This window comes from Celerinatantimonas sediminis (genome assembly GCF_046054195.1).
Classification (GTDB): domain Bacteria; phylum Pseudomonadota; class Gammaproteobacteria; order Enterobacterales; family Celerinatantimonadaceae; genus Celerinatantimonas.
In genome coordinates this window covers 364,131-386,166 of the sequence record NZ_JBEQCS010000001.1, presented here as the reverse complement: position 1 = coordinate 386,166, position 22,036 = coordinate 364,131, and the positions used below count along the sequence as shown (strand labels likewise).

The 22,036-nt window shown below is 45.7% G+C and carries 23 protein-coding genes and 4 tRNA genes; 1 reads left to right on the top strand and 26 read right to left on the bottom strand.

The window, feature by feature from the left end; translation table 11 throughout:
• Positions 1–16: 16 nt before the first annotated feature.
• The 26 genes from ABTQ23_RS01830 to argC all read right to left on the bottom strand — a co-directional run bounded on the left by ABTQ23_RS01830 (position 17) and on the right by argC (position 18,715).
• Positions 17–940 (bottom strand): hypothetical protein, encoded by a 924-nt coding sequence (locus ABTQ23_RS01830; RefSeq protein WP_408613910.1) that lies wholly within the window; start codon positions 938–940, stop codon positions 17–19.
• Positions 941–1,254: 314 nt separating this feature from the next.
• A complete protein-coding gene (gene tuf / locus ABTQ23_RS01825) occupies positions 1,255–2,439 on the bottom strand; it encodes an elongation factor Tu (RefSeq protein WP_408613909.1) in 1,185 nt (394 codons plus the stop codon).
• 95 nt (positions 2,440–2,534) lie between these two features.
• Positions 2,535–2,610: transfer RNA gene (locus ABTQ23_RS01820), tRNA-Thr, on the bottom strand.
• Between the two features lie 2 nt (positions 2,611–2,612).
• Positions 2,613–2,687 (bottom strand) — tRNA-Gly (locus ABTQ23_RS01815).
• A 38-nt stretch (positions 2,688–2,725) separates the two neighbouring features.
• A tRNA-Tyr gene (locus ABTQ23_RS01810) sits at positions 2,726–2,809 on the bottom strand.
• 18 nt (positions 2,810–2,827) lie between these two features.
• Positions 2,828–2,903 (bottom strand) — tRNA-Thr (locus tag ABTQ23_RS01805).
• Between the two features lie 109 nt (positions 2,904–3,012).
• Positions 3,013–3,972 (bottom strand): bifunctional biotin--[acetyl-CoA-carboxylase] ligase/biotin operon repressor BirA, encoded by a 960-nt coding sequence (gene birA, locus ABTQ23_RS01800; protein ID WP_408613908.1) that lies wholly within the window; start codon positions 3,970–3,972, stop codon positions 3,013–3,015.
• On the bottom strand, positions 3,959–4,999 hold the full coding sequence (gene murB, locus ABTQ23_RS01795) for a UDP-N-acetylmuramate dehydrogenase (protein ID WP_408613907.1): 1,041 nt from the start codon (positions 4,997–4,999) through the stop codon (positions 3,959–3,961). Before murB ends, birA begins: the two co-directional genes overlap by 14 nt.
• Positions 5,000–5,046: 47 nt before the next feature.
• Positions 5,047–5,985 carry a type I pantothenate kinase gene (gene coaA, locus ABTQ23_RS01790; protein ID WP_408613906.1) on the bottom strand — a complete coding sequence of 313 codons (939 nt, stop codon included), beginning with the start codon at positions 5,983–5,985 and terminating at the stop codon, positions 5,047–5,049.
• 156 nt (positions 5,986–6,141) lie between these two features.
• Entirely contained in the window at positions 6,142–6,390 is a 249-nt protein-coding gene (gene rpsQ / locus ABTQ23_RS01785) for a 30S ribosomal protein S17 (RefSeq protein ID WP_408613905.1), read from the bottom strand.
• Positions 6,391–6,582, bottom strand: a complete 192-nt coding sequence (gene rpmC, locus ABTQ23_RS01780) for a 50S ribosomal protein L29 (protein WP_408613904.1) — start codon at positions 6,580–6,582, stop codon at positions 6,391–6,393.
• Entirely contained in the window at positions 6,582–6,992 is a 411-nt protein-coding gene (rplP, locus tag ABTQ23_RS01775) for a 50S ribosomal protein L16 (protein WP_408613902.1), read from the bottom strand. Before rplP ends, rpmC begins: the two co-directional genes overlap by 1 nt.
• A gap of 11 nt (positions 6,993–7,003) precedes the next feature.
• Entirely contained in the window at positions 7,004–7,696 is a 693-nt protein-coding gene (gene rpsC / locus ABTQ23_RS01770; RefSeq protein ID WP_131912206.1) for a 30S ribosomal protein S3, read from the bottom strand.
• Positions 7,697–7,706: 10 nt separating this feature from the next.
• Positions 7,707–8,039, bottom strand: coding sequence for a 50S ribosomal protein L22 (rplV, locus tag ABTQ23_RS01765; protein WP_408613901.1), 333 nt, complete (start codon positions 8,037–8,039; stop codon positions 7,707–7,709).
• A 10-nt stretch (positions 8,040–8,049) separates the two neighbouring features.
• A complete protein-coding gene (gene rpsS / locus ABTQ23_RS01760; protein ID WP_131912204.1) occupies positions 8,050–8,328 on the bottom strand; it encodes a 30S ribosomal protein S19 in 279 nt (92 codons plus the stop codon).
• Positions 8,329–8,339: 11 nt separating this feature from the next.
• The gene (gene rplB / locus ABTQ23_RS01755; RefSeq protein ID WP_408613900.1) at positions 8,340–9,170 is read right to left on the bottom strand and encodes a 50S ribosomal protein L2; all 831 of its coding nucleotides are present in this window, start codon (positions 9,168–9,170) and stop codon (positions 8,340–8,342) included.
• 15 nt (positions 9,171–9,185) lie between these two features.
• Entirely contained in the window at positions 9,186–9,488 is a 303-nt protein-coding gene (rplW, locus tag ABTQ23_RS01750) for a 50S ribosomal protein L23 (protein WP_408613899.1), read from the bottom strand.
• The gene (gene rplD / locus ABTQ23_RS01745; RefSeq protein ID WP_408613897.1) at positions 9,485–10,090 is read right to left on the bottom strand and encodes a 50S ribosomal protein L4; all 606 of its coding nucleotides are present in this window, start codon (positions 10,088–10,090) and stop codon (positions 9,485–9,487) included. Before rplD ends, rplW begins: the two co-directional genes overlap by 4 nt.
• Positions 10,091–10,107: 17 nt before the next feature.
• Positions 10,108–10,743 (bottom strand): 50S ribosomal protein L3, encoded by a 636-nt coding sequence (rplC, locus tag ABTQ23_RS01740; RefSeq protein ID WP_408613895.1) that lies wholly within the window; start codon positions 10,741–10,743, stop codon positions 10,108–10,110.
• 30 nt (positions 10,744–10,773) lie between these two features.
• Positions 10,774–11,085 carry a 30S ribosomal protein S10 gene (gene rpsJ / locus ABTQ23_RS01735; protein WP_005307944.1) on the bottom strand — a complete coding sequence of 104 codons (312 nt, stop codon included), beginning with the start codon at positions 11,083–11,085 and terminating at the stop codon, positions 10,774–10,776.
• A gap of 273 nt (positions 11,086–11,358) precedes the next feature.
• Positions 11,359–12,546: a sugar transporter gene (locus ABTQ23_RS01730; RefSeq protein WP_408613891.1), complete on the bottom strand. Its 1,188-nt coding sequence runs from the start codon at positions 12,544–12,546 to the stop codon at positions 11,359–11,361.
• A 242-nt stretch (positions 12,547–12,788) separates the two neighbouring features.
• Positions 12,789–14,669 carry an argininosuccinate lyase gene (gene argH / locus ABTQ23_RS01725; protein WP_408613890.1) on the bottom strand — a complete coding sequence of 627 codons (1,881 nt, stop codon included), beginning with the start codon at positions 14,667–14,669 and terminating at the stop codon, positions 12,789–12,791.
• Between the two features lie 66 nt (positions 14,670–14,735).
• Positions 14,736–15,938 carry an argininosuccinate synthase gene (locus tag ABTQ23_RS01720; protein ID WP_408613889.1) on the bottom strand — a complete coding sequence of 401 codons (1,203 nt, stop codon included), beginning with the start codon at positions 15,936–15,938 and terminating at the stop codon, positions 14,736–14,738.
• A 3-nt stretch (positions 15,939–15,941) separates the two neighbouring features.
• A complete protein-coding gene (locus tag ABTQ23_RS01715) occupies positions 15,942–16,862 on the bottom strand; it encodes an ornithine carbamoyltransferase (RefSeq protein WP_408614049.1) in 921 nt (306 codons plus the stop codon).
• Positions 16,863–16,889: 27 nt separating this feature from the next.
• Positions 16,890–17,678: an acetylglutamate kinase gene (argB, locus tag ABTQ23_RS01710; protein ID WP_408613888.1), complete on the bottom strand. Its 789-nt coding sequence runs from the start codon at positions 17,676–17,678 to the stop codon at positions 16,890–16,892.
• Complete coding sequence (gene argC, locus ABTQ23_RS01705; RefSeq protein ID WP_408613887.1) at positions 17,672–18,715, bottom strand: N-acetyl-gamma-glutamyl-phosphate reductase; 1,044 nt, start codon at positions 18,713–18,715, stop codon at positions 17,672–17,674. Before argC ends, argB begins: the two co-directional genes overlap by 7 nt.
• Before the next feature lie 684 nt (positions 18,716–19,399).
• Here argC and ppc point away from each other — a divergent pair.
• Positions 19,400–22,033 carry a phosphoenolpyruvate carboxylase gene (gene ppc / locus ABTQ23_RS01700; protein WP_408613886.1) on the top strand — a complete coding sequence of 878 codons (2,634 nt, stop codon included), beginning with the start codon at positions 19,400–19,402 and terminating at the stop codon, positions 22,031–22,033.
• Positions 22,034–22,036: the final 3 nt, after the last annotated feature.

Here is a 22,036-nt window from a genome sequence, read left to right as displayed (position 1 = left end):
TAATAGAACCAATTACCTAAAGTTTTACCTTTTCACACATTGGTTGATCATTCTGTTGAAAGTTTTGGCATTTCCAGCTCTGCTTACCATCACTAATAGTCATACCATTTACCTTCGCCTGGCTCACATCTAAACCTTTAAACTCAAATGGCGCAACGGATGCAAACCACGCGGTTTTGCCATCACTGATAAAATTACCTTTCAGCACATGCAGCGTATTTGTGTCGAGCTGAACTTTAAAGGTCAATTTAGCAGCGCCATCGATTATTAGATGATCTTTATCTGCGACAACATAACGCGACAAACATTTAAATGAAGAAGCATCGACACTCGATTGAGCATGGCCTTTAAAATAAAGTTGGCTATCTACTTTAGCCCACCCCAAACACTTATTATAAAGATGCACACTTTGTTGATAGTTAACAATTAGCGGCTTATTTCCGGCGACAAAAAAGTAATGATGCGCATCATAGCCTTGGCTACGTGCACTATGAAAAGAATTTGCATCAGCACCCGCTAAAACCTTACCACTGGATAACAAAATCTGATTGGCATTTTTATAAAACGGAAAATTCAATTTACTAAATGTTTCGTGATCAATCGCAACGGTTGGCTGGCAAGACGCAAACGCACCAACATTCGTTAATAGAAAGCCATCTAGAATTCGTGCTGTGGAAGGCGAAAAATGCTCATCTAGCGCTCTGTCATTGCAATAAAAATGACCTTGAGATGTTGCGATCGCCATAAAGTTATTTTTAAAAACAACTTTAAAATCCTGCAGAGTGGCGCCTTTGACCGCCAATTTAGGTTTATTGGCATAACGTTGATAAACGATTTGTCCATCACTCACTTTATATGGATAAATCGATGCTTGAGCTGTAAACGTGGCGAAACCAAAGATAAGTGACACCCAATAGCGCCATCCAAAAGCTTTTAACATATAAAATCCTTGTTATAAATATCGGCTGAATATCTCAAAAATGGCAATAAATCATTTAATTAGAATGAAAATTTAGACAACTTTGTCCACTAAATGCCATTGAAGTGGATTATAAAGTATTTTATCTACAAATTAACTAATTAATAATAATTAGTTCTTTTACGCTAACGATAGCTATGAGCATGCAATTAAGGGCGGGAAAAATAATAGGGAAAAAATTGAGATGATAAGACAAGAAGATAAGCTTCACTGCAGTAAATGCAAAAAAGGCCGCATAAGCGACCTTTTTATCAATGCTTCACAATTTGTTGTGATTAAGCGATGATTTTAGAAACCACGCCAGCACCTACTGTACGACCACCTTCACGAATCGCAAAACGCAGACCTTCGTCCATTGCGATTGGGCAGATCAGTTCAACAACGAATTTAACGTTGTCGCCAGGCATAACCATTTCAACGCCTTCTGGCAGTTCAACGGCACCCGTTACGTCAGTTGTACGGAAGTAGAACTGTGGACGGTAACCTTTGAAGAATGGCGTATGACGACCACCTTCTTCTTTGCTCAGTACGTATACTTCAGCTTCGAATTGAGTGTGAGGAGTGATAGTTCCTGGTTTAGCCAGGACCTGTCCACGTTCAACTTCGTCACGTTTAGTACCACGCAGCAGCGCACCAACGTTTTCACCAGCACGGCCTTCGTCCAGCATTTTGCGGAACATTTCAACACCGGTACAAGTCGTTTTAGTAGTATCTTTAATACCAACGATTTCGACATCGTCACCAACAGTCAGGATACCACGTTCAACACGACCAGTTACCACAGTACCACGGCCTGAGATTGAGAATACATCTTCAATAGGCAGCAGGAATGGGTGGTCGATATCACGGATTGGTTCTGGGATGTTTTCATCCAAAGCAGTTGCCAATTCGACGATTTTTTCTTCCCACTGAGCTTCGCCTTGCAGCGCACCCAGAGCACTACCCTGAATTACAGGCAGGTCATCACCTGGGAAGTCATATTCAGTCAGCAATTCACGAACTTCCATTTCAACCAGTTCGAGCAGCTCTTCATCATCAACCATGTCACATTTGTTCATGAATACGATGATGTATGGAACACCAACCTGACGAGATAACAGGATGTGTTCACGAGTCTGAGGCATAGGACCGTCAGTTGCAGCAACAACCAGAATCGCACCATCCATCTGAGCAGCACCAGTGATCATGTTTTTCACATAGTCGGCGTGTCCAGGGCAGTCAACGTGCGCATAGTGGCGGTTAGGAGTGTCATATTCAACGTGAGAAGTGTTAATGGTAATACCACGTTCACGTTCTTCAGGGGCGTTGTCGATTGAAGCGAAGTCTTTCGCTGCACCACCATAGGTTTTCGCCAAAACGGTTGTAATCGCGGCAGTCAGTGTAGTTTTACCGTGGTCAACGTGACCGATGGTGCCAACGTTAACGTGCGGTTTCGAACGTTCAAATTTTTCTTTAGACATGATCGTCCCTCATACAAGGAGTCAACTGGTGTTCTAGCACCAAAGGTTGTTGATTAAATACGTAAATAATCGGTCTCAGGCAGGACAAAAAGAACTGGTGCTGATAGGCAGATTTGAACTGCCGACCTCACCCTTACCAAGGGTGCGCTCTACCAACTGAGCTATATCAGCGCTGGAGCGGGCAGCGGGAATCGAACCCGCATCATCAGCTTGGAAGGCTGAGGTAATAGCCATTATACGATGCCCGCTTTTAGTCTCTTTTCAGACCACCTCAAACCGAGAAAAATGGTGGAGGGGGACGGATTCGAACCATCGAAGCTTTCGCGGCAGATTTACAGTCTGCTCCCTTTGGCCGCTCGGGAACCCCTCCATATTTTTAACCTAACGATGGTGCCGACTGCCGGAATCGAACTGGCGACCTACTGATTACAAGTCAGTTGCTCTACCTACTGAGCTAAGTCGGCGTCGTTAAGTGCTGCGCATTCTAGGTAATCCGATTTTCAATTGCAACCGCTAAATTGAAAAAAAATCGACTTTAGCGATTAAATGCATACTTTTCATTCAAAAACCGCATTATTGTGGTCGCAAAGAGACCTCACCTGCGTTGAAAGAGCGCAAATTACCTTGCTGATTTAAAAGCAACTTACCTTGCGAGTCAATACCATTGACCTTGCCATTGACCACATGACCATCAGAAAAGATTAATTTCACACTTTCGCCATGGAAAATATCCAATTGATTCCAGCGCTCAATAAAAGGAGCAAGTCCAGATTGGCAAAACTGTTCATAAGCCTGCATCAAATGCTGATAGCAAGTTAACAGCAATGTGTTACGGTCAATAAACTGCTCGGAAAGTTGGCTCAAGTCGGTGACAGGTTGATCAATGGAGGCACTCACCTCGCCAAGGCGAACATTCAACCCGATGCCAGCGACAATGTGCAGCAACTGCTGAGGTTGGCCATTCATTTCAATCAAAATGCCTGCCAACTTGGTATATCCAGCATAGATGTCATTGGGCCATTTCAGGCCAATTTGTTCAAAACCTAATGTTTTAAGCGCTTCAGCTACGGCAACGCCCACCACCAAACTAAGCCCTTGCATGCTTTCAAAGCCGCCTTCAAAGGTCCAATGCAGCGAAAAAGGCAGTTGTCCAGCAACCGCTGAAGCAAAACCACGACCTCGTCGCCCGCGCCCAGCACTTTGATAATCGCAACTGATTAATTCACCATGAACGAGCTGTTCTAAGCGCTGCATCATCCAACTGTTAGTCGAATCGATTTCAGAGAAGACATGAACAGGCGCATCTATTTTGCCCTGTAACAGCGTTTCATCGAGCAGTGAGATAGGATGAGCCAGACAATAACCACGGCCTTTGACAGAATAGATATCCACACCCATGGCTTGTAATTGGTGAATATAACTGGCGATCGAGGTGCGAGAAACTCCCAAAGCATCCGCTAATACTTGGCCTGAATGAAAATGACCATCACTTAAGCGATGCAACAACACAAATGCTTTGTCATGACTTTGCATAGTTGGACAATACCTCTTGTGGGTTTACAAATCCTTCTGTACCGATAAATAAAACTTCAGGTTCAAGCTTAATCGCAAACTTCTGATAAACCTTATCCTGAACGTAACTAGCTAGACGAGCAATCGCCGCTCCGCTGGCATTACCTGATGCATTAGTTAGCACCAGAGCTTGTTTAACATGCACCCCGGCCCCATCCATTTCAAACCCTTTCAGAGCGCATTGGTCTATCAACCATCCGGCTGCAACTTTAAAGGTTCCGTCAGGTAACGGATAAATCGGGATCTGTTTATAATGCGGCTGAAAACGCTCGACCCAAAAACTATCGACAATTGGGTTTTTAAAAAAGCTTCCTGCATTACCAATTTTTTTCGGATCAGGAAGTTTGTCAGTTCGAGTCTGACATATCATATCAAACACTTGCGAAATGCTAACCGAATCAGAATCAAGTGATTGCAAAGATCCATAACTTAAATTAGGTTGCCAATGTTTGCTAAGTGAAATGCCCACCCGAGTCACAATGCACCCTTGCATTTGTGGCGTTTTGAAAATACTTGAACGATACCCAAACTGACACTGCGCATGGCTTAATCTTGAGAATTGTTGCGTGCGACTATCCCAAATTTCAACCCACTGGCAAAAGTCACTAAACTCAGCGCCATACGCACCGATGTTTTGCACCGGAGCTGCGCCAACCGAACCAGGAATTAATGCCAGATTTTCTAAACCACCGACATTGCGTGAAACAAGCCAGCGAACCAGCTCATGCCAGTTTTCCCCTGCTGCAGCTTCAACCACCCACGCATCATCAAGTTCAATCAGCCTTCGAGAGCGAAGCCGATTCACCACGAGGGTTCCGTCATAGTCTTTGACGAACAATAAATTCGAGCCTTCACCACAGCATAACCATGGCTTACCAGCGAGGCTTAGAGCATGGAGAGATTTAAGATCATCGAGATTACGAATCACCAGAACCTGGCCAACCTTCGAGGACACAGCGAAGGTGTGATAAGCTCGGGCATCGTTCATAAATATGTACCTTCGTTAAGACTGGCCTGAATAAACAGGCCTTATCATTAATGGCGCAGCAAAACTTGCTCCATGCGATGGCTGGCGCCTTTATGCAGGATCAAATCTGCCTTGTTTCGGGTATGCAGAATATTATCTTCAAGATTCACTAAATTGATAGTGCGCCAGATTTCGCGGGCTACCCGAACCGCTTCGTCATCATCCAGATCAGCATAATGGTTAAAGTAGCTGTCAGGATCGCTAAACGCACCTTTACGAAAATCTAAGAAACGTTGAATATACCACTGTTCAAGCTGAGAGATCTCAGCATCAACATAGATAGAAAAATCGAGATAATCTGAGACAAAACGCCGCACCCCTGCATCATCAGTTGGATTGGCCTGCAAGACGTTGAGCCCTTCGAGAATGAGAATGTCCGGCTGATCGATGACGCGATGCTGATTAGGCATAATATCGTAAGTGACATGCGAATACACTGGCGCTTTCACCTGACGTTGTCCAGCTTTAATATCCGCCATAAATCTAATCAATGTGCGCACATCATAGCTCTCTGGAAACCCTTTGCGATGCATAATGTTACGCTTTTTTAACTCAGCATTCGGGTATAAAAAGCCATCGGTTGTTACCAAAGCAACTTTGGGATGTTCACTCCATCTATCTAACAGCGCTTGTAAAATACGTGCAGTGGTACTTTTACCGACCGCAACGCTGCCAGCAATACCGATAAAAAATGGGATTTTATGACTATGACCAAGAAATTCGCCGGTCACTTTGCGACGATCCTGACGCGATTTTACGTAAAGGTTTACCAATCGCGACAACGGCAAATAAATATCACGGACTTCTTCTAAAGAGATCGCTTCATTAATACCACGCAGTCCTTGTAACTCGCCTTCGGTTAGAGTTAATGGCACAGAATTACGTAATCTTGACCAGCTTGAGCGATCAAAAGTGAGATAGGACCGTAGTTGTTGTTCTTCAAACATAAGTCGCTTCCTTGGCAGAGCTTGAAACATTACCTTAAAACAAAGGCTCTGACCACTAATGCTTATGGATTAATTGTGTCAATGTAAGGGCGAAGAGGATAGTTCGAATTTTTATTGGAAGGATATAAAGGGCCCCTAAAGGAGCCCTTTAATATTTTAGGCTTTTTCGACCACATCAACCAAAGTCCAAGACTTAGTCTTAGAAATTGGGCGGCACTCTTTGACAGTCACAACATCGCCTTCAGCAGCGGCATTGTTTTCGTCATGTACGTGCAATTTAGTAGTACGAGTCATGAATTTCCCATAAACAGGGTGTTTTACACGACGTTCGATCAGGACAACAATAGATTTGTCCATTTTGTCACTGATCACTTTACCTTGTAATGTACGGATAGTTTCGCTCATTTACGCACCTGCCTTCTGATTCAGAATGGTTTTTACACGTGCGATGTTACGGCGCACATTTTTCAGCAAATGTGTTTGAGCCAACTGACCCGTGCTTGCTTGCATGCGCAGGTTGAATTGCTCACGCAATAGGCTTAACAGCTCTGCATTCAGCTCTTCAACACTTTTGTCTTTAAGTTCGCTAGCTTTCATCACATCACCGTCCGAGTTACGAAAGTAGTACTAATAGGCAGTTTAGCAGCTGCTAGAGCAAATGCTTCGCGTGCCAGTGATTCTGGAACACCATCCATTTCGTACAGTACTTTACCTGGCTGGATCTGAGCGACCCAATATTCCACGTTACCTTTACCTTTACCCATACGAACTTCGAGAGGTTTTTCAGTAATAGGTTTGTCTGGGAAAATACGGATCCAGATTTTACCCTGACGTTTAATGTGACGAGTCATTGCACGACGAGCTGCTTCGATTTGACGAGCAGTTAGACGGCCACGACCGGTCGCTTTAAGACCAAAGTCACCGAAGCTTACTTGAGTACCTTTAGCAAGACCACGGTTACGGCCTTTATGAACCTTACGGAACTTAGTACGTTTTGGTTGCAACATTACCGTGTCTCCTATTTACCGCGACGATCTTTACGTTTTGGCTTAGCAGGAGCTTCAGGTTGCGCAACAGGCATACCACCCAGTACTTCACCTTTGAAGATCCAAACTTTAACGCCAATAATGCCGTAAGTTGTCGATGCTTCAGAAGTTGCGTAATCGATATCAGCACGCAGAGTGTGCAATGGCACACGACCTTCACGATACCATTCGGTACGTGCGATCTCAGCACCGCCTAAACGACCACTGACTTCAACTTTGATACCTTTTGCGCCCAAACGAATAGCGTTCTGTACTGCACGTTTCATAGCACGGCGGAACATAACACGACGTTCCAACTGGCTTGCGATAGAATCGCCAACCAACTGACTGTCTAGTTCAGGTTTACGAACTTCTGAGATGTTAATCTGAGCTGGAACACCAGCCAGTTTAGCAACGCGTTTGCGCAGCTTTTCAACATCTTCACCTTTTTTACCGATCACAACACCTGGACGAGCAGTGTGAATAGTCACACGGATGCTTTTCGCAGGACGTTCGATCACGATGCGAGCCACTGATGCATTTTTCAGTTCTTTAGTTAAGAATTGACGCACTTCGTGGTCACTATTTAAATTTGCTGCATACTCGCCTTTATCAGCATACCAGGTAGAGTTCCATGGTTTGACGATACCTAGGCGAATACCATTAGGATGTACTTTCTGACCCATTGCTTATCTCCTAGTTATCAGATACAACCACAGTAATGTGGCTGGTACGCTTGATAATGCGGTCTGCTCGGCCTTTTGCACGCGGACGTACACGTTTCAGAGTCGGGCCAACATCAATAAAGATTTTGGCAACTTTCAACTCGTCAATATCTGCACCTTCGTTATGCTCAGCGTTAGCGATAGCAGATTCTAAGACTTTCTTAACCAAAGCGGATGCTTTTTTGTTATTGAAAGTCAACTCTGCCAGCGCTTTCTCTACAGGCAGACCACGAATCAGGTCAGCGACCAGACGGGCTTTCTGTGGAGAAGTGCGGGCAAAACGGTGTTTAGCTAATGCTTCCATCACTTTCCCCTTAACGCTTTTTCGCTTTCTTATCAGCAGCATGGCCGCGATAAGTGCGAGTTGGTGCAAATTCACCCAGTTTATGACCAACCATTTCGTCGGTAACAAAAACTGGAACGTGCTGACGACCATTATGGACAGCGATGGTCAACCCAATCATGTTAGGGAAGATCGTTGAACGACGGGACCAAGTTTTAATTGGTTTTTTTTCCCCGCTTTCCACCGCTTTCTCTACCTTCTTCAGCAAGTGCAGGTCAATAAATGGACCTTTCTTGAGAGAACGTGGCATGGTGAATCCTCTTATTTCTTAGATGTACGACGACGTACAATATATTTATCGGTACGCTTGTTGCTGCGAGTTTTCTTACCTTTAGTAGGCAGACCCCAAGGTGATACAGGATGACGACCACCAGATGTACGGCCTTCACCACCACCATGTGGGTGATCAACAGGGTTCATTGCAACACCACGTACGGTAGGACGAACACCACGCCAACGGCTAGCACCCGCTTTACCTAACTGACGCAGCATGTGCTCAGCGTTACCTACTTCGCCCAGAGTTGCACGGCAATCAGCCAGAACTCGGCGCATTTCGCCACTGCGCAGACGCAGGGTGACGTATTCGCCTTCACGCGCTACGACCTGAGCATAAGCACCAGCACTACGAGAGAGCTGAGCACCTTTACCAGGCTGCATTTCAATTGCGTGAACAGTTGAACCAACTGGAATATTGCGCAATGGCAAGCAGTTACCTGCTTTAATTGGCGCATGAATACCGTTTGCGATTTGGTCGCCAGCCTGCATGCCTTTAGCAGCCAGGATGTAACGACGTTCACCGTCGGCATAACAAACCAGAGCAATGTTTGCACTACGGTTTGGATCGTATTCCAGACGTTCTACTTTTGCAGAAATATCGTCTTTGTTACGTTTAAAATCGATAATCCGATAATGCTGTTTATGGCCACCGCCGATGTGACGCACGGTGATCCGGCCGTTGTTGTTGCGACCACCAGATTTACCTTTGGAGTCCAACAGCGGAGCATACGGCTTGCCTTTATGCAGGTCTTTATTTACCACTTTAACGACGTGGCGACGACCAGCAGATGTAGGCTTAGTTTTAACAATAGCCATTTTAAGAAACTCCTCTTACTCTGCGCCGCCAACGAAGTCGATGTCTGCACCTTCAGCCAAAGTGACGTAAGCTTTTTTCCAATCGCTACGACGGCCTAAGCGCATACCGTGACGTTTACTTTTCCCTTTCACGTTCAGGGTACGTACACCGGTTACTTCAACTTCAAACATTTTCTCTACAGCAGCTTTAATTTCAGCTTTAGTAGCAGTTGTGGCAACTTTAAAAACGATTGTGTTGTCGTTTTCAGCAGACACAGTGCTCTTTTCAGAGACGTGCGGTGCCAAAAGTACTTTTAACAGACGCTCTTCACTGATCATTTCAGCCACTCCTCAATCTGCTTCACAGCATCCGCTGTGATCAACACTTTGTCGAATGCGATAAGGCTGACTGGATCAATACCAGCAACATCACGCACGTCGACGCGATATAAGTTACGCGCAGCTAAGAACAGGTTTTCAGAGACATCAGCTGTCACGATCAGAGCATCGCTCAGTTCCAGTTCTTTGAGTTTAGCGACCAGCTGTTTAGTTTTAGGTGCTTCGACCTCAAACTTCTCAACAACAACCAGACGTTCCTGACGAACAAGTTCAGACAGGATACTGCGGATAGCAGCACGATACATTTTAGTGTTGACTTTCTGGCTGTGATCTTGTGGTTTCGCAGCGAAAGTTACACCACCACTGCGCCAAATTGGCGAGCGGATTGTACCAGCACGAGCACGGCCGGTACCTTTCTGACGCCATGGCTTCTTACCACCGCCAGCTACCTCAGAGCGGGTTTTTTGAGCACGAGTTCCCTGACGGGCACCAGCTGCATATGCAACAACCACCTGATGAACCAGTGCTTCGTTAAACTCACGCCCGAAGGTAGTTTCGGAAACTTCAAGAGCGCTCTGAGCGTCTTTCAATACCAATTCCATTACTATCTCCTCAGACGTTATGCTTTAACAGCAGGTTTAACGATCACGTCGCTGTTGGTTGCGCCAGGGATTGCACCTTTAACTAGGAGCAAGTTGCGCTCAACGTCGACACGAACTACTTCCAGAGACTGAACAGTTACGCGTTCAGCACCCATATGACCTGCCATTTTTTTACCTTTGAAGACACGGCCCGGAGTCTGGTTCTGACCGATAGAACCCGGAGCACGGTGGCTCAAAGAGTTACCATGAGTCATATCTTGGGTACGGAAGTTCCAGCGTTTAACACCACCCTGGAAACCTTTACCTTTAGAAGTACCGGTAACGTCTACTTTCTTAACTTCATTGAAAAGATCAACTTTCAGCTCACCGCCTACTTCAATCTCTTCACTTTCTTCGCCGTTTAAGCGAAATTCCCACAGGCCACGACCCGCTTCAACACCAGCCTTAACAAATTGGCCAGCTTGAGGTTTGTTTATGCGGTTCGCTTTTTTAGTGCCAGTGGTCACTTGCAGAGCGCGGTAACCGTCTGATTCCTCGGTAATGACACGAGTCACACGGTTTGGCTCACATTCGATAACGGTAACTGGAATTGAAGCGCCATCTTCAGTGAAGATGCGAGTCATTCCAACTTTACGACCGACTAGACCAATCATTGTAAAAACCTCTTATCTTTCCAGCTCTGCTTAGCCCAAGCTGATTTGCACATCAACGCCAGCTGCCAGGTCCAAACGCATCAATGCGTCAACTGTTTTATCAGTTGGCTCAACGATATCGACCAGACGTTTGTGAGTGCGGATCTCATATTGATCACGCGCATCTTTGTTGACGTGTGGGGAAATCAGTACGGTAAAACGCTCTTTGCGAGTTGGAAGTGGGATTGGCCCACGAACCTGAGCGCCTGTACGTTTCGCAGTTTCTACGATTTCCGCTGTCGATTGATCAATCAGGCGATGATCAAACGCTTTTAAGCGGATGCGGATTCTTTGGTTCTGCATTGACCAGAGCTCCAAATAAAATAAAAAGAACCTAACGCACACCAACTCATCCATTTCCGAAATCCGGGGATGGTGGCGTGCGCGACGACTAACAGTTGCTTCCAAATCGGAAGCTTTGTTACCAGTTTCTAATTGAAACCGGGCGGACAGATTGTCCGACGACTTACTAATAAGCTGCGCCATTATACGTAGTGGCCAGCAAAACGCAAGCTAAAGCGAAGAAATTTTCATCAATCTATCTCGATGAATGAAAGCCCGGAGGCTTTTAACTCTCTAGGGCAGTTTGTGCCGCTCTCGAGCTGCATGTATAAATAGATGGGCATGCGAGAGGTAGTAACATCCCAAGCCAATAAATGCCATCAATGCAGCAACTTCTCCGATGTGGCTAATGCCGCGGGTGAGCACGACCTGGCCACCGATTAAGGTGCCAACCCCCACGCCAATGTTATAAATAGTCGAGTACAACGATGTGGCAACATCCACCGCTTGGTGAGCAATTTTTAGCACATTTAATTGCAGAGCAAGTGCGCTCCAAGTAATCGCCATCGACCAAATTAAAGATAATATTAATAGCATTCCCGAGGATGAAGAAAATGCCAGTAGTAATCCTGTTGCCATAGCTTGTGCGAGCATTGAGCCTGCCAATAACATAAAAGGATAGCGGTTGAGCGAACTAAAGAGGCCGCTGGCAATAATTCCCGCTACTCCAAAGATAAACAACACAACAGTCGCCAAGTGGCTGCCACCGTGGGTAACGGTTAAGATAAATGGCTCGATATAGCCATAGGCACAATAATGACCTGCAGTCAGCAGCAACATCAGCCAATACATTAATAATAGATTGGGGTTTTTAACCAAGCTCGGCAGTGAGCGCAATGAACCACTGTTTTTGCTCGCAAGCGCAGGCAGTTGAAACCACAAGAGAATAAAACACGCCAAAGCCAGTAAGCCAATCGCTAAAAAGGCAACTCGCCAATTAAACAGCTCACCTAAAATGCGCCCACATGGCAGTCCTAAAATGGCGGCCAAAGATGAACCAATTACCAATAAGCTTAGCGCCTTAGTTTGGCCATTTGCAGGTGCAATTCGCATCGCGATAGAAGCGGTGATTGCCCAGAAAATCGCATGGGCTACGGCAACCGCCATTCGAGCGAGGACCAGAATTGCAAAGCTCCAAGCAATCGTACATAGCAGCTGGCCCACAATGAACAAAACAAAGGCTCGCAGTACCATCACTCGCCGATCAATCTTGCGGGTCAGTAACATGCAAGGCAAGGAGGTTAGCGAAACCGTCCAAGCGTAAATAGTCATCAATAAACCAGCATCAGACACTGGGTAGTGATAGCTCTGGCTTATATCACTTAACAAGCCAACAGGCATGAATTCAGACGTTGAAAAAGTAAACGCCGCTACGGCTAGGCTAATCACAGGAAGCCAAGCTGATTGATGGATGAGTCGCACGGAAGTACTTCGTAAAAATGACAGCTTTCAGAGCGCGATAATAGTCCTGTTTTTCGCCTTTGACGAGTACTAAATAGCGGTTTTTTACAACTTAAATTTCACCAAAAATGAAGGCATTAACTACTTATCAATTTTCATACAAACAACTTATAGAAAGGTTATAAAAATACGCTTTAAAGCACATTTTAGCGATAAAAAAGCTCGCTAGTAATGCGAGCTTTGACAAAGGAGCAACGGGTAAATTATGCCACCCGTTCTTTATAGATTAATGAGCGTTGATATGGGATCAAATATTCCAAAGCAACCTCATCACAGGCGTGCTGACGTGAACAGACATCGCAGTCTTTCATCACTTTTTCCGGAAGGAAAGTTTTTGATGTCGGACTAAAGCCAAGCTTCATAAAGAACTCAGGGACTCGAGTAAGTACAAAGACTCGTTCTAAGGCCATCTGCTGAGCTTTTTTAATCATAAACTCAACCAATGATTTGCCCTGTCCACCTCTTTGAAAATCTGGATTCACACCTAATGAGCGAATTTCCGCAAGGCCTGTGTCATATAAATACAATGATGCGCAGCCCGTGATTCGCCCAGCTTGTTCAGTCACTGCAAACTCACCGATTGAACGGGTTAGCTCTCTTCTTGGTCGAGGTAGATTTTCGCCAACTTCTGACCAGTAGTTCACCAACTCTTCAATGCCATCTAAATCAGTCATGCGTGCAGCGCGAACATATAACCCCGGAATATCGCGGCTATCAAGGCGTTTTTCGGCTTCATTAAGGGCGAATTCAATCTGCTGCGGCGCAACGCCACCCAGAGCTGAGCGTTTTTCAAGCGTTGATGATAGCGACAAGTTAGGATAGACATCTTCTTCTATCTCAGGCGCCAGCGCTTTAAATTCAGCCAGACTCATCGCCTCTAGAGGCACACCTTTTTCGATGGCCTGCACAACAGCAATCCCAACGATATGGTGCGCTTCGCGAAATGGGATCCCTTTGCTAACCAAGTAGTCAGCCAATTCGGTGGCATTAGAATAGCCACCTTTGGCCGCTTCTTCGGTTTTCTCTTCGTTCACTTTCATGTCGTTGAGTACCAGCTCAGCCATGGCTAAACAATGTCCCCAAGTATCCAGTGCATCGAACAGACCTTCTTTATCCTCTTGCATGTCTTTGTTGTAGGCCAAAGGCAATGCTTTAAGAGTCGTTAATATGCCGCTTAGGGCACCAAAAACACGGCCAGTTTTACCACGCATCAACTCCAGAGCATCGGGGTTTTTCTTCTGTGGCATCAACGATGAACCCGACGTCACCTGATCAGAAAGCTCTAAAAAGGCTGATTCGCCAGAGTTATAGAAGATTAAATCTTCTGACATTCTTGAGATATGCACCATCGACATCGACGCGGTTGCAATCAGCTCAACCACATGGTCACGGTCTGAAACGCTATCTAGGCTATTGCGGGTGGCTTGTTCAAAGCCCAATTGCTGCGCGAGTTTTTGCCGATTAATATTATAGGCCGTACCCGCCAACGCACCGCAACCTAATGGGCAAGTATTCAGGCGTTTAAGTGCATCAGATAAACGTGAGTAATCCCGTTCAAACATCTCAACATAGGCCAGACACCAATGGGCAAATGTCACAGGTTGCGCACGCTGTAAATGCGTGTAACCAGGCAGAACCGTGTGCTGGTGTTCACGAGCCAAACGCACTAATTTTTGCTGGAGCATATCCAGCTGCCCAAGCAGTGTTACACCTTCTTTTTTGCACCAGAGCTTAAGATCGGTTGCCACCTGATCGTTACGACTACGCCCAGTGTGTAATTTTTTACCTAAATCACCCACTCGCGCAATTAACTGTGACTCAACCCAGCTGTGAATATCTTCAGCGTCTGAACCTAAAATCTGCTGCGGATTCTCATTAACCTGAGCCGCAAGCTCTTCAAGAGCCTGTTGCAGTTGTTCCTGCTCGGTTTCAGTTAAAACCCCCACTGTCACCAACGCTTTGGACCATGCAATCGACCCGATAATATCCTGATGTGCTAAGCGATAGTCAAACCGTAGCGAGTCATTAAACTGTTTGAATCTACTATCTGCTGCCTGACTAAAACGTCCGCCCCATAATGCCATTGATCTTCTACCCTTGTTGCACTTGTCGGTGCCGCATCAGCATTGCTCATGCGGCTCCTATTTGAATTATTTTTGCTTCATCGCTTTAATCCGGCTTGATAAAGAGTACAAGCGGATAAAACCTTCAGCATGTTTCTGGTTATAGACATCATCTTCACCAAAGGTTGCAAACGCTTCAGAATACAAACTATTAGGTGAACTTTTCGAAATCGCAGTGACATGACCTTTATAAAGTTTCAGCACGATATCGCCCGTTAAATCATCAGATAATGAGGTTGCCGCAGCCAGCAGTGAATCTTTAAGTGGAGTAAACCAACGACCATCATAAACTAGATGCGCAAACTGTTGACCGACGGTTTCACGCCAAGCACGGGTACGTTTGTCATAAACCAGTTCTTCCATCGCCCGCATTGCCGCAACCAGAATCGTGCCTCCGGGAGTTTCATAGCAACCACGAGATTTCATACCAACCAGACGGTTTTCAACAATATCGACCCGGCCAATACCATGAGTTGCACCCAGTTCATTAAGCGCACAAATCATTTCATAAGGACTTAATGATTTGCCATCTAATGCAACAACTTCGCCTTTTTCTAAGCTCAGAGTAATTTTCTGAGCCTGATCGGGTGCCTGTTCTGGTGAGTTAGTCCAAGTCCAAACTTGATCAGAAGGTTCATTCCAAGGATTTTCAAGCTCACCACCTTCGGTAGAGATGTGCCATGCATTAGCATCACGGCTATAAATTTTGGTTAAGCTTGCAGAACATGGAATATTGCGTTCAGCTAAATATGCCAGCAGCTCTTCACGAGAACGCATGGTCCATTCACGCCATGGAGCAATGACTTCCAAGTCCGGGGCCAATGCAGCAAAGCAGCCTTCAAAACGGATTTGGTCATTCCCTTTACCAGTACAACCATGCGCGAGCGCATCAGCGCCAACTTTACGAGCCACTTCAACTTGTGCTTTGGCAATCACTGGCCGAGCCATTGACGTTCCCAGCAGATAGGTGCCTTCGTAGATAGCGCCTGTTTTCAGCGTTGGATAAATATAGTGAGATGCAAATTCATCTTTTAAATCGACCACATGACATTCACTGGCGCCAGAGGCGATTGCTTTTTCTTCAATGCCTTTGAGATCGTCTTCACCCTGACCCACATCTGCACAAAACGCGACAACTTCACACCCATAGGTTTCTTTTAACCATGGAATAATTGCAGAAGTATCTAGGCCACCTGAATATGCCAGCACTACTTTTTTAAATTGAGCCATTATCTATAATCCTTGTTCTGGTTTAATCAGTGAAAGGAGCACTGCGTTTTGGGCATGCATCCGGTTTTCTGCCTGATCAAAAATAATTGATTGGGGACCGTCCATCACTTCCGAGGTGATCTCTAAACCACGGTGTGCTGGCTGACAGTGCAACACATGACCGATCCCATAGCGGTCAAGCATCTGTTGATTAATCTGATAAGGTAAAAAGCGATCTTTGACCTGTTCCAGTGGCGTGTCATCACCCATCGAAACCCAAGTATCGCCATAAACGACATCATAACCATCCAGCGCATCCAGCGAGTCGGAGACAACAATTTTGCCGCCGTTTGCTTTTGCTAATTCGTTTGCAGCTAACACAACTTGTGCATCTGGGCTGGAGCCCATTGGACAAATAGCCGCGACTTCCATACCTAAAATTGCGCCACCGAGCATCAGTGAATGGGTCACATTATTGCCATCACCAACATAGGCCAGTTTCACTTTAGAGAGATCATCATAGTTTTCGGCAATCGTCTGAAAATCCGCCAGCGCCTGACATGGATGATAAAGATCACACAGTGAATTAATAATCGGCACCGTGGCATATTGACGAAAATCTTGCAGTGTCTGATGGCTAAATACGCGAGCGACGATAGCATCACACCAGCGGCTTAAGTTTTTCGCATAATCTTCTATCGATTCGCGCTGGCCAATCGCCCCGTTTTGCTGATCCAGATAGACAGCGTGGCCACCTAAGCGATTCACACCGATGTCGAAAGTTACTCGGGTTCGCAATGATGGTTTTTCAAAAAGTGTGACAATGCTTTTACCGGCGAGCGATGAGCTATATTTCTCTGGATTAGCCTTAATTTTTTTGGCCAAGTCCAACAGCCCGATGATCTGCTCGCGGCTCAGATCTTTTAACGTCAACAAATGGCTTATTGGTTCCATATTCTTGTTATTCCCGCTTTAATGTTTATCTGTTGTGTTTGTAGCGCTGACAGTTGTACCAACCGACTCGCCCATTAATAATTTTGAAAGAGCATCAGCATCTTTCCAGCCTGCCAGAATAACCACCTGTTGCATGGCTTCTGATGCATCTAGCGCAGCTTTAACTTTCACCGCCATGCCGCCGTTGATGGTGCCAGAGGCGATGAGTTGTTCAGCCAATGGTTTATCAAGTGACTCAATTAGCTGACCGTCTTCATCAAGAACGCCCGGGACATCAGAAAGTAACACCAGCGGCCCTTGCAACATTTTGCCAATGGCAACCGCTGCTTGGTCGGCATTAACGTTGTAAAGCTGACCATCATCTCCAATTCCAATCGAGCTAATCACTGGCAAATAGTGTTGTTCTAATAAAGTCGTTAACAGCTCAGGGTCGCCACTATGACACTGACCAACCGCGCCAAATTTGGCATCTAACTGAGTGACTCGGCATAACCCGCCATCACCTAAGCACAAACCAACAGCCGCGCGGCCTTGGCGTAAAATGGCTGCCGTCAGTTTTTTATTCGCTGTCCCAGCAAGAGCCCCGGTGACATAATCAATCTGAGTATGAGGGGTCACGCGCAGCCCTTCGATTTTTTCACTGACCAGTCCTAAATGGGCAAGCAGCGATTCAACAATCACGCCACCACCATGAACCAGCACTAATGGCCGCTCCTGCACCGATGCCAATGCTTGGCAGAGATTTGCCAGTGCCGTTTCATTTTCGAAAATTGCCCCGCCCAGCTTTAATACAATCGGTTCTAACATGCGACATCTCCGGTCAGCGCTAAGGTACTGGGATAGCCATAATGAATGTTAAAGCACTGAATCGCTTGTGCTGAGGCGCCTTTTAACAAGTTATCTTCAGCGCTGAAGATAATCAGGTGATGCCCTTGCAATGACCAGTTCAAATCAACAAATGGCGTATTAGCAACCGCTTTAATAGCAGGCCAAACACCCGGTTCTAATAAGCGCACTAACGGTTTATCCGCATAGGCACTTTGATAGGCTTGGTTCACATCAGCCAATGTCACATCATCTTTAAGATCAACATGAATGGTCGCCAAAATACCTCTTGGAAAACTGCCCAGGTGCGGGGTAAAAATAACCTCGCGGCCTAAGTGATAACTGATTTCTGGCTGATGGCGATGAGTCCCCACGCCATAAGGATTAAGGCTGACTTCACAAAAGTTACTGGTCAATGAGGCTTTTCGCCCAGCGCCACTAACACCACTTGTGGCATCAATCACCGGAGTACAACTATCCGCTAACAAGCCCGCCTGCTGCAGCGGTTTTAGTGCGCTTAATGAAGCGGTTGGATAACAGCCTGGCAGGGCGATTAATTGCGCGTCACGAACAGCTTCCGCGCTCCACTCTGCTAAACCGTATACAGCTTTATCCAGCCAATCAGAATGATGATGTTCAAAGCCATAAAATTTAGGATAAAAATCAGCCTGATTAACTCGAAAAGCACCAGATAAATCAAAAACCTGACAACCGCAACCTAGAAACTGGGGAGCTAAATCATGGCTCACACTATGGGCGGTTGCTAAAAAGACTGCATCGATGTCAGCAAATGCTTGTGGGTCAATTGTTGACGCTAGAGGAGTTAAAGGTAAATCGACAATGCCACGCAGTTGTCCATAGAGCTGGCTAATCGGTTTGTGGGCATCTTGGCTGTTCTCAGAAACATATAACCCACACAATTTGGCGTAAGGATGACGTTCAACTTGAGCGGCCAGCTCTGCACCAGTGTAGCCACTTGCACCGACAATAATTACATTTAACGCTCTTTGTTCATTCATCCCTATCTCACCTTTCGTCCTACTGGTTTGCAAATCGAAATCCAATGCAATTTATAACTTTTACCAGCTCGTGGTATATGACAAATTACAAAGTAAGAGCAGAGGATATCACGGATAGTTATTTATGCAAATATATTGAATTTATATTTTATTCGGGTTATTTTTTATACGGCAATTAAACAGAACTAACATTCTTTTACTACAAGGACTAACCCGGAATATTACGATAAGAATAAATTTTCTATCCCATCGCTATTTATGCAATTTAGGCATGATGTATGCTTAACCATTGAAAACGCATTCACAGCGACCTCCTGCACAGAAAATTTCCTCTTTAAATGGTTTTTAGGGTTGAAACTAAAAAGTTAACGTCATATAACGGACTACTGTCGGTTTGAAACTGACCAATAAATAATATCTGTTTTGGGCGCAAAAACAGGGCTATATGAAAAAGATAATAACCTTTGCCCCCCTGCATGAAAATGACAATTTTAATAATAAGCATGATTCGTTAAATCGATCGCAGCCCTCTAAAATGGATGTTATGTTATAAAGATGTTAAATATTTATGAGCACATTTACCTTGAAGCCAGTAGGCAAGTCACCGGTGAGAGATTTCGGTTAAATCAGCAGTGCTGTCTGTAATTTAACTGCGGTCCTAGGCAAAGACACAGGAACCATAAAATGACACAAATAGATAAGACCAAAGCGCTACGCTCCAACGTAAGCTTTCTCGGTCAATTGTTAGGGAAGACGATACAAAATCACCTCGGCGAAGCACTTCTGCAAAAAGTAGAAACTATTCGTAAATTAGCGAAAGCATCTCGCCAGGGGGATAGCCAAGCAAGGGAAGAGCTACTTGATACACTGCGAAATCTAACCGACGAGGAGCTGTTACCGGTCACTCGGGCTTTCAGTCAGTTTCTGAACCTGGCCAATATCGCGGAGCAGTTCCACACCATTTCACGCAGCTCGAAGCAGTCTAATCCTGAAACCCCTATTCATTCTTTATTAAAACGTCTTAAAGAAGAAAATATTAGTGAACAAGAAATTCGCCAAGCGGTTGAATCACTAAATATTGAATTAGTCCTGACAGCGCATCCAACTGAAATTACCCGCCGGACCATGATCGCGAAATATGTGCGGATCAATGAATGTCTGGACTTTTTAGAGCTTGGAAATTTAAGTGACCGTGAACGCCGAATGTTGCACCATCGCTTAGAACAGCTCATCGATCAATCATGGCACACCAACGAAATTCGCCAGACTCGCCCAACTCCGGTTGAAGAAGCACGCTGGGGATTTGCGGTCATTGAAACATCACTGTGGCAGGCCGTTCCCGATTTTCTGCGAATTCTTAATGAAGAACTTCAGGAAAACCTTGGTTTTGAACTGCCAATCGATACCCAGGTGATTAAACTCACCTCGTGGATGGGCGGCGATAGAGACGGTAACCCATTTGTCACCTCGAAAGTGACCGAAGAAGTGCTGCACTCAAGCCGCTGGGTGGCAACCGATCTTTATCTCAAAGACTTAGACTTGCTCGTCAGCGAACTGTCAATGGCTGACTGTAATGAAGAATTACGCGCCGCCGTTGGCCCAGATACTGAAGAGCCATACCGCGCACTGCTGAAACATCTGCGCGTTGAAATGCGCGAAACTCGCGAATACCTCACTGCGGTTCTACAGCATCGCGAAACTCGTGCCAGCGATATCATCACTCAAACGAGCCAAGTTTGGGAGCCACTGATGCTCTGCTATCGCTCCCTCAAAGATTGCGGCATGGACCTGATTGCGGATGGGAACCTGCTTGATATGTTGCGTCGCCTGGCTTGCTTTGGCGTGCAGCTCGTACGCTTGGATATTCGCCAAGAAAGCACTCGTCATACCGAAGTATTCTCTGAACTGACCCGCTATTTAGGACTCGGTGATTACGCGCAGTGGAGCGAAGAAGATAAACAAAGTTTCTTATTAAGTGAGCTTACCAGTAAACGCCCACTTATTCCTCTGGATTGGCAACCATCGGAACCGGTGCAGGAAGTTCTCAATACCTGTCGCGTCATTGCTAAACAAAAACGCGAGTCGCTAGGTATCTATAACATCTCGATGGCCAGTGAACCATCGGACGTGTTGGCTGTACAACTACTGCTGAAAGACAACGGCTGCCCATTTATGCTGCCCGTCTCACCTTTGTTTGAAACCTTAGATGACTTAAATAAAGCAGCAGCCACGATTCGTCGCCTACTGTCATTAGACTGGTACCGAGGCATCACCAAAAACTTGCAATATGTGATGATCGGTTACTCTGACTCAGCCAAAGATGCAGGCATCATTTCATCCGCTTGGGCACAGTATCGGGCGATGGAAGAGTTAGTTGAAATCTGTGAAGAACAAGGCGTGAAACTGATTTTGTTCCATGGTCGCGGCGGGACAATCGGCCGTGGCGGTGCACCAGCACATGCTGCCCTGCTTTCGCAACCACCCGGATCGCTTAAAGGCGGACTGCGTGTTACCGAACAAGGTGAGATGATCCGCTTTAAACTGGGTCTTGATAAAGTCGCGATTGATAACTTATCCATGTATGTCAGCGCAGTATTAGAAGCCAACTTGCTGCCACCTATTGCGCCACAACCACAATGGCGTGAAGTAATGGATCAAATGGCTGAAACTTCATGTGAAGTCTATCGCAATACGGTTCGTAAAGACCCTGATTTTGTGCCTTATTTTAGAGCAGTAACGCCAGAGCAAGAGTTGGGTAAATTGCCTTTAGGTAGTCGTCCATCCAAACGAAATCCAAATGGTGGTGTTGAAAGCTTACGCGCAATTCCATGGATTTTCGCCTGGAGCCAGAACCGCTTACTGCTACCAACTTGGTTAGGTGCAGGAGAAGCGCTTTCTGAACAGCTGCAAAATGGTCACGAACAGTTAATTCGAGAAATGTGTGAATGGCCATTTTTCGTCAACCGTTTAGCCATGCTGGATATGGTCTTTATGAAAACCGAACCTTGGTTGTTCGAAATTTATAACAAAGAGCTGGTTCCAGAAAAACTTCGCTATATCGGCACCAAGCTGTGTGAAGAGCTCGCTCTGACCCGTGACATCATCGCTAAAGTGATGCCGCAATCAAGCTCTTGGACTAACGATGAATGGGTGGCTGAATCAATTGGCCTTCGCAACCCATATATCGACCCATTGAACGTGATGCAGGTTGAACTGCTGCGTCGTTCACGTCACAACAAAGAGATTGAACCAAATGTCGACCAAGCGTTGATGGTTTCAATTGCAGGGGTTGCCGCAGGTATGCGCAATACCGGTTAGTCG

Bases quoted from the DNA above. Each gene is read 5' to 3' on its own strand.
- argC (WP_408613887.1), bottom strand. From the start codon at position 18,715: ATGAATGAACAAAGAGCGTTAAATGTAATTATTGTCGGTGCAAGTGGC.
- rplD (WP_408613897.1), bottom strand. From the start codon at position 10,090: ATGGAATTGGTATTGAAAGACGCTCAGAGCGCTCTTGAAGTTTCCGAA.
- rpsC (WP_131912206.1), bottom strand. From the start codon at position 7,696: ATGGGTCAGAAAGTACATCCTAATGGTATTCGCCTAGGTATCGTCAAA.
- ABTQ23_RS01830 (WP_408613910.1), bottom strand. From the start codon at position 940: ATGTTAAAAGCTTTTGGATGGCGCTATTGGGTGTCACTTATCTTTGGT.
- ABTQ23_RS01720 (WP_408613889.1), bottom strand. From the start codon at position 15,938: ATGGCTCAATTTAAAAAAGTAGTGCTGGCATATTCAGGTGGCCTAGAT.
- rplV (WP_408613901.1), bottom strand. From the start codon at position 8,039: ATGGAAGCATTAGCTAAACACCGTTTTGCCCGCACTTCTCCACAGAAA.
- rpsS (WP_131912204.1), bottom strand. From the start codon at position 8,328: ATGCCACGTTCTCTCAAGAAAGGTCCATTTATTGACCTGCACTTGCTG.
- rpmC (WP_408613904.1), bottom strand. From the start codon at position 6,582: ATGAAAGCTAGCGAACTTAAAGACAAAAGTGTTGAAGAGCTGAATGCA.
- rplW (WP_408613899.1), bottom strand. From the start codon at position 9,488: ATGATCAGTGAAGAGCGTCTGTTAAAAGTACTTTTGGCACCGCACGTC.
- argB (WP_408613888.1), bottom strand. From the start codon at position 17,678: ATGTTAGAACCGATTGTATTAAAGCTGGGCGGGGCAATTTTCGAAAAT.
- ppc (WP_408613886.1), top strand. From the start codon at position 19,400: ATGACACAAATAGATAAGACCAAAGCGCTACGCTCCAACGTAAGCTTT.
- argH (WP_408613890.1), bottom strand. From the start codon at position 14,669: ATGGCATTATGGGGCGGACGTTTTAGTCAGGCAGCAGATAGTAGATTC.
- coaA (WP_408613906.1), bottom strand. From the start codon at position 5,985: ATGTTTGAAGAACAACAACTACGGTCCTATCTCACTTTTGATCGCTCA.
- rpsJ (WP_005307944.1), bottom strand. From the start codon at position 11,085: ATGCAGAACCAAAGAATCCGCATCCGCTTAAAAGCGTTTGATCATCGC.
- rpsQ (WP_408613905.1), bottom strand. From the start codon at position 6,390: ATGAGCGAAACTATCCGTACATTACAAGGTAAAGTGATCAGTGACAAA.
- rplP (WP_408613902.1), bottom strand. From the start codon at position 6,992: ATGTTGCAACCAAAACGTACTAAGTTCCGTAAGGTTCATAAAGGCCGT.
- tuf (WP_408613909.1), bottom strand. From the start codon at position 2,439: ATGTCTAAAGAAAAATTTGAACGTTCGAAACCGCACGTTAACGTTGGC.
- birA (WP_408613908.1), bottom strand. From the start codon at position 3,972: ATGCAAAGTCATGACAAAGCATTTGTGTTGTTGCATCGCTTAAGTGAT.
- murB (WP_408613907.1), bottom strand. From the start codon at position 4,999: ATGAACGATGCCCGAGCTTATCACACCTTCGCTGTGTCCTCGAAGGTT.
- rplC (WP_408613895.1), bottom strand. From the start codon at position 10,743: ATGATTGGTCTAGTCGGTCGTAAAGTTGGAATGACTCGCATCTTCACT.
- rplB (WP_408613900.1), bottom strand. From the start codon at position 9,170: ATGGCTATTGTTAAAACTAAGCCTACATCTGCTGGTCGTCGCCACGTC.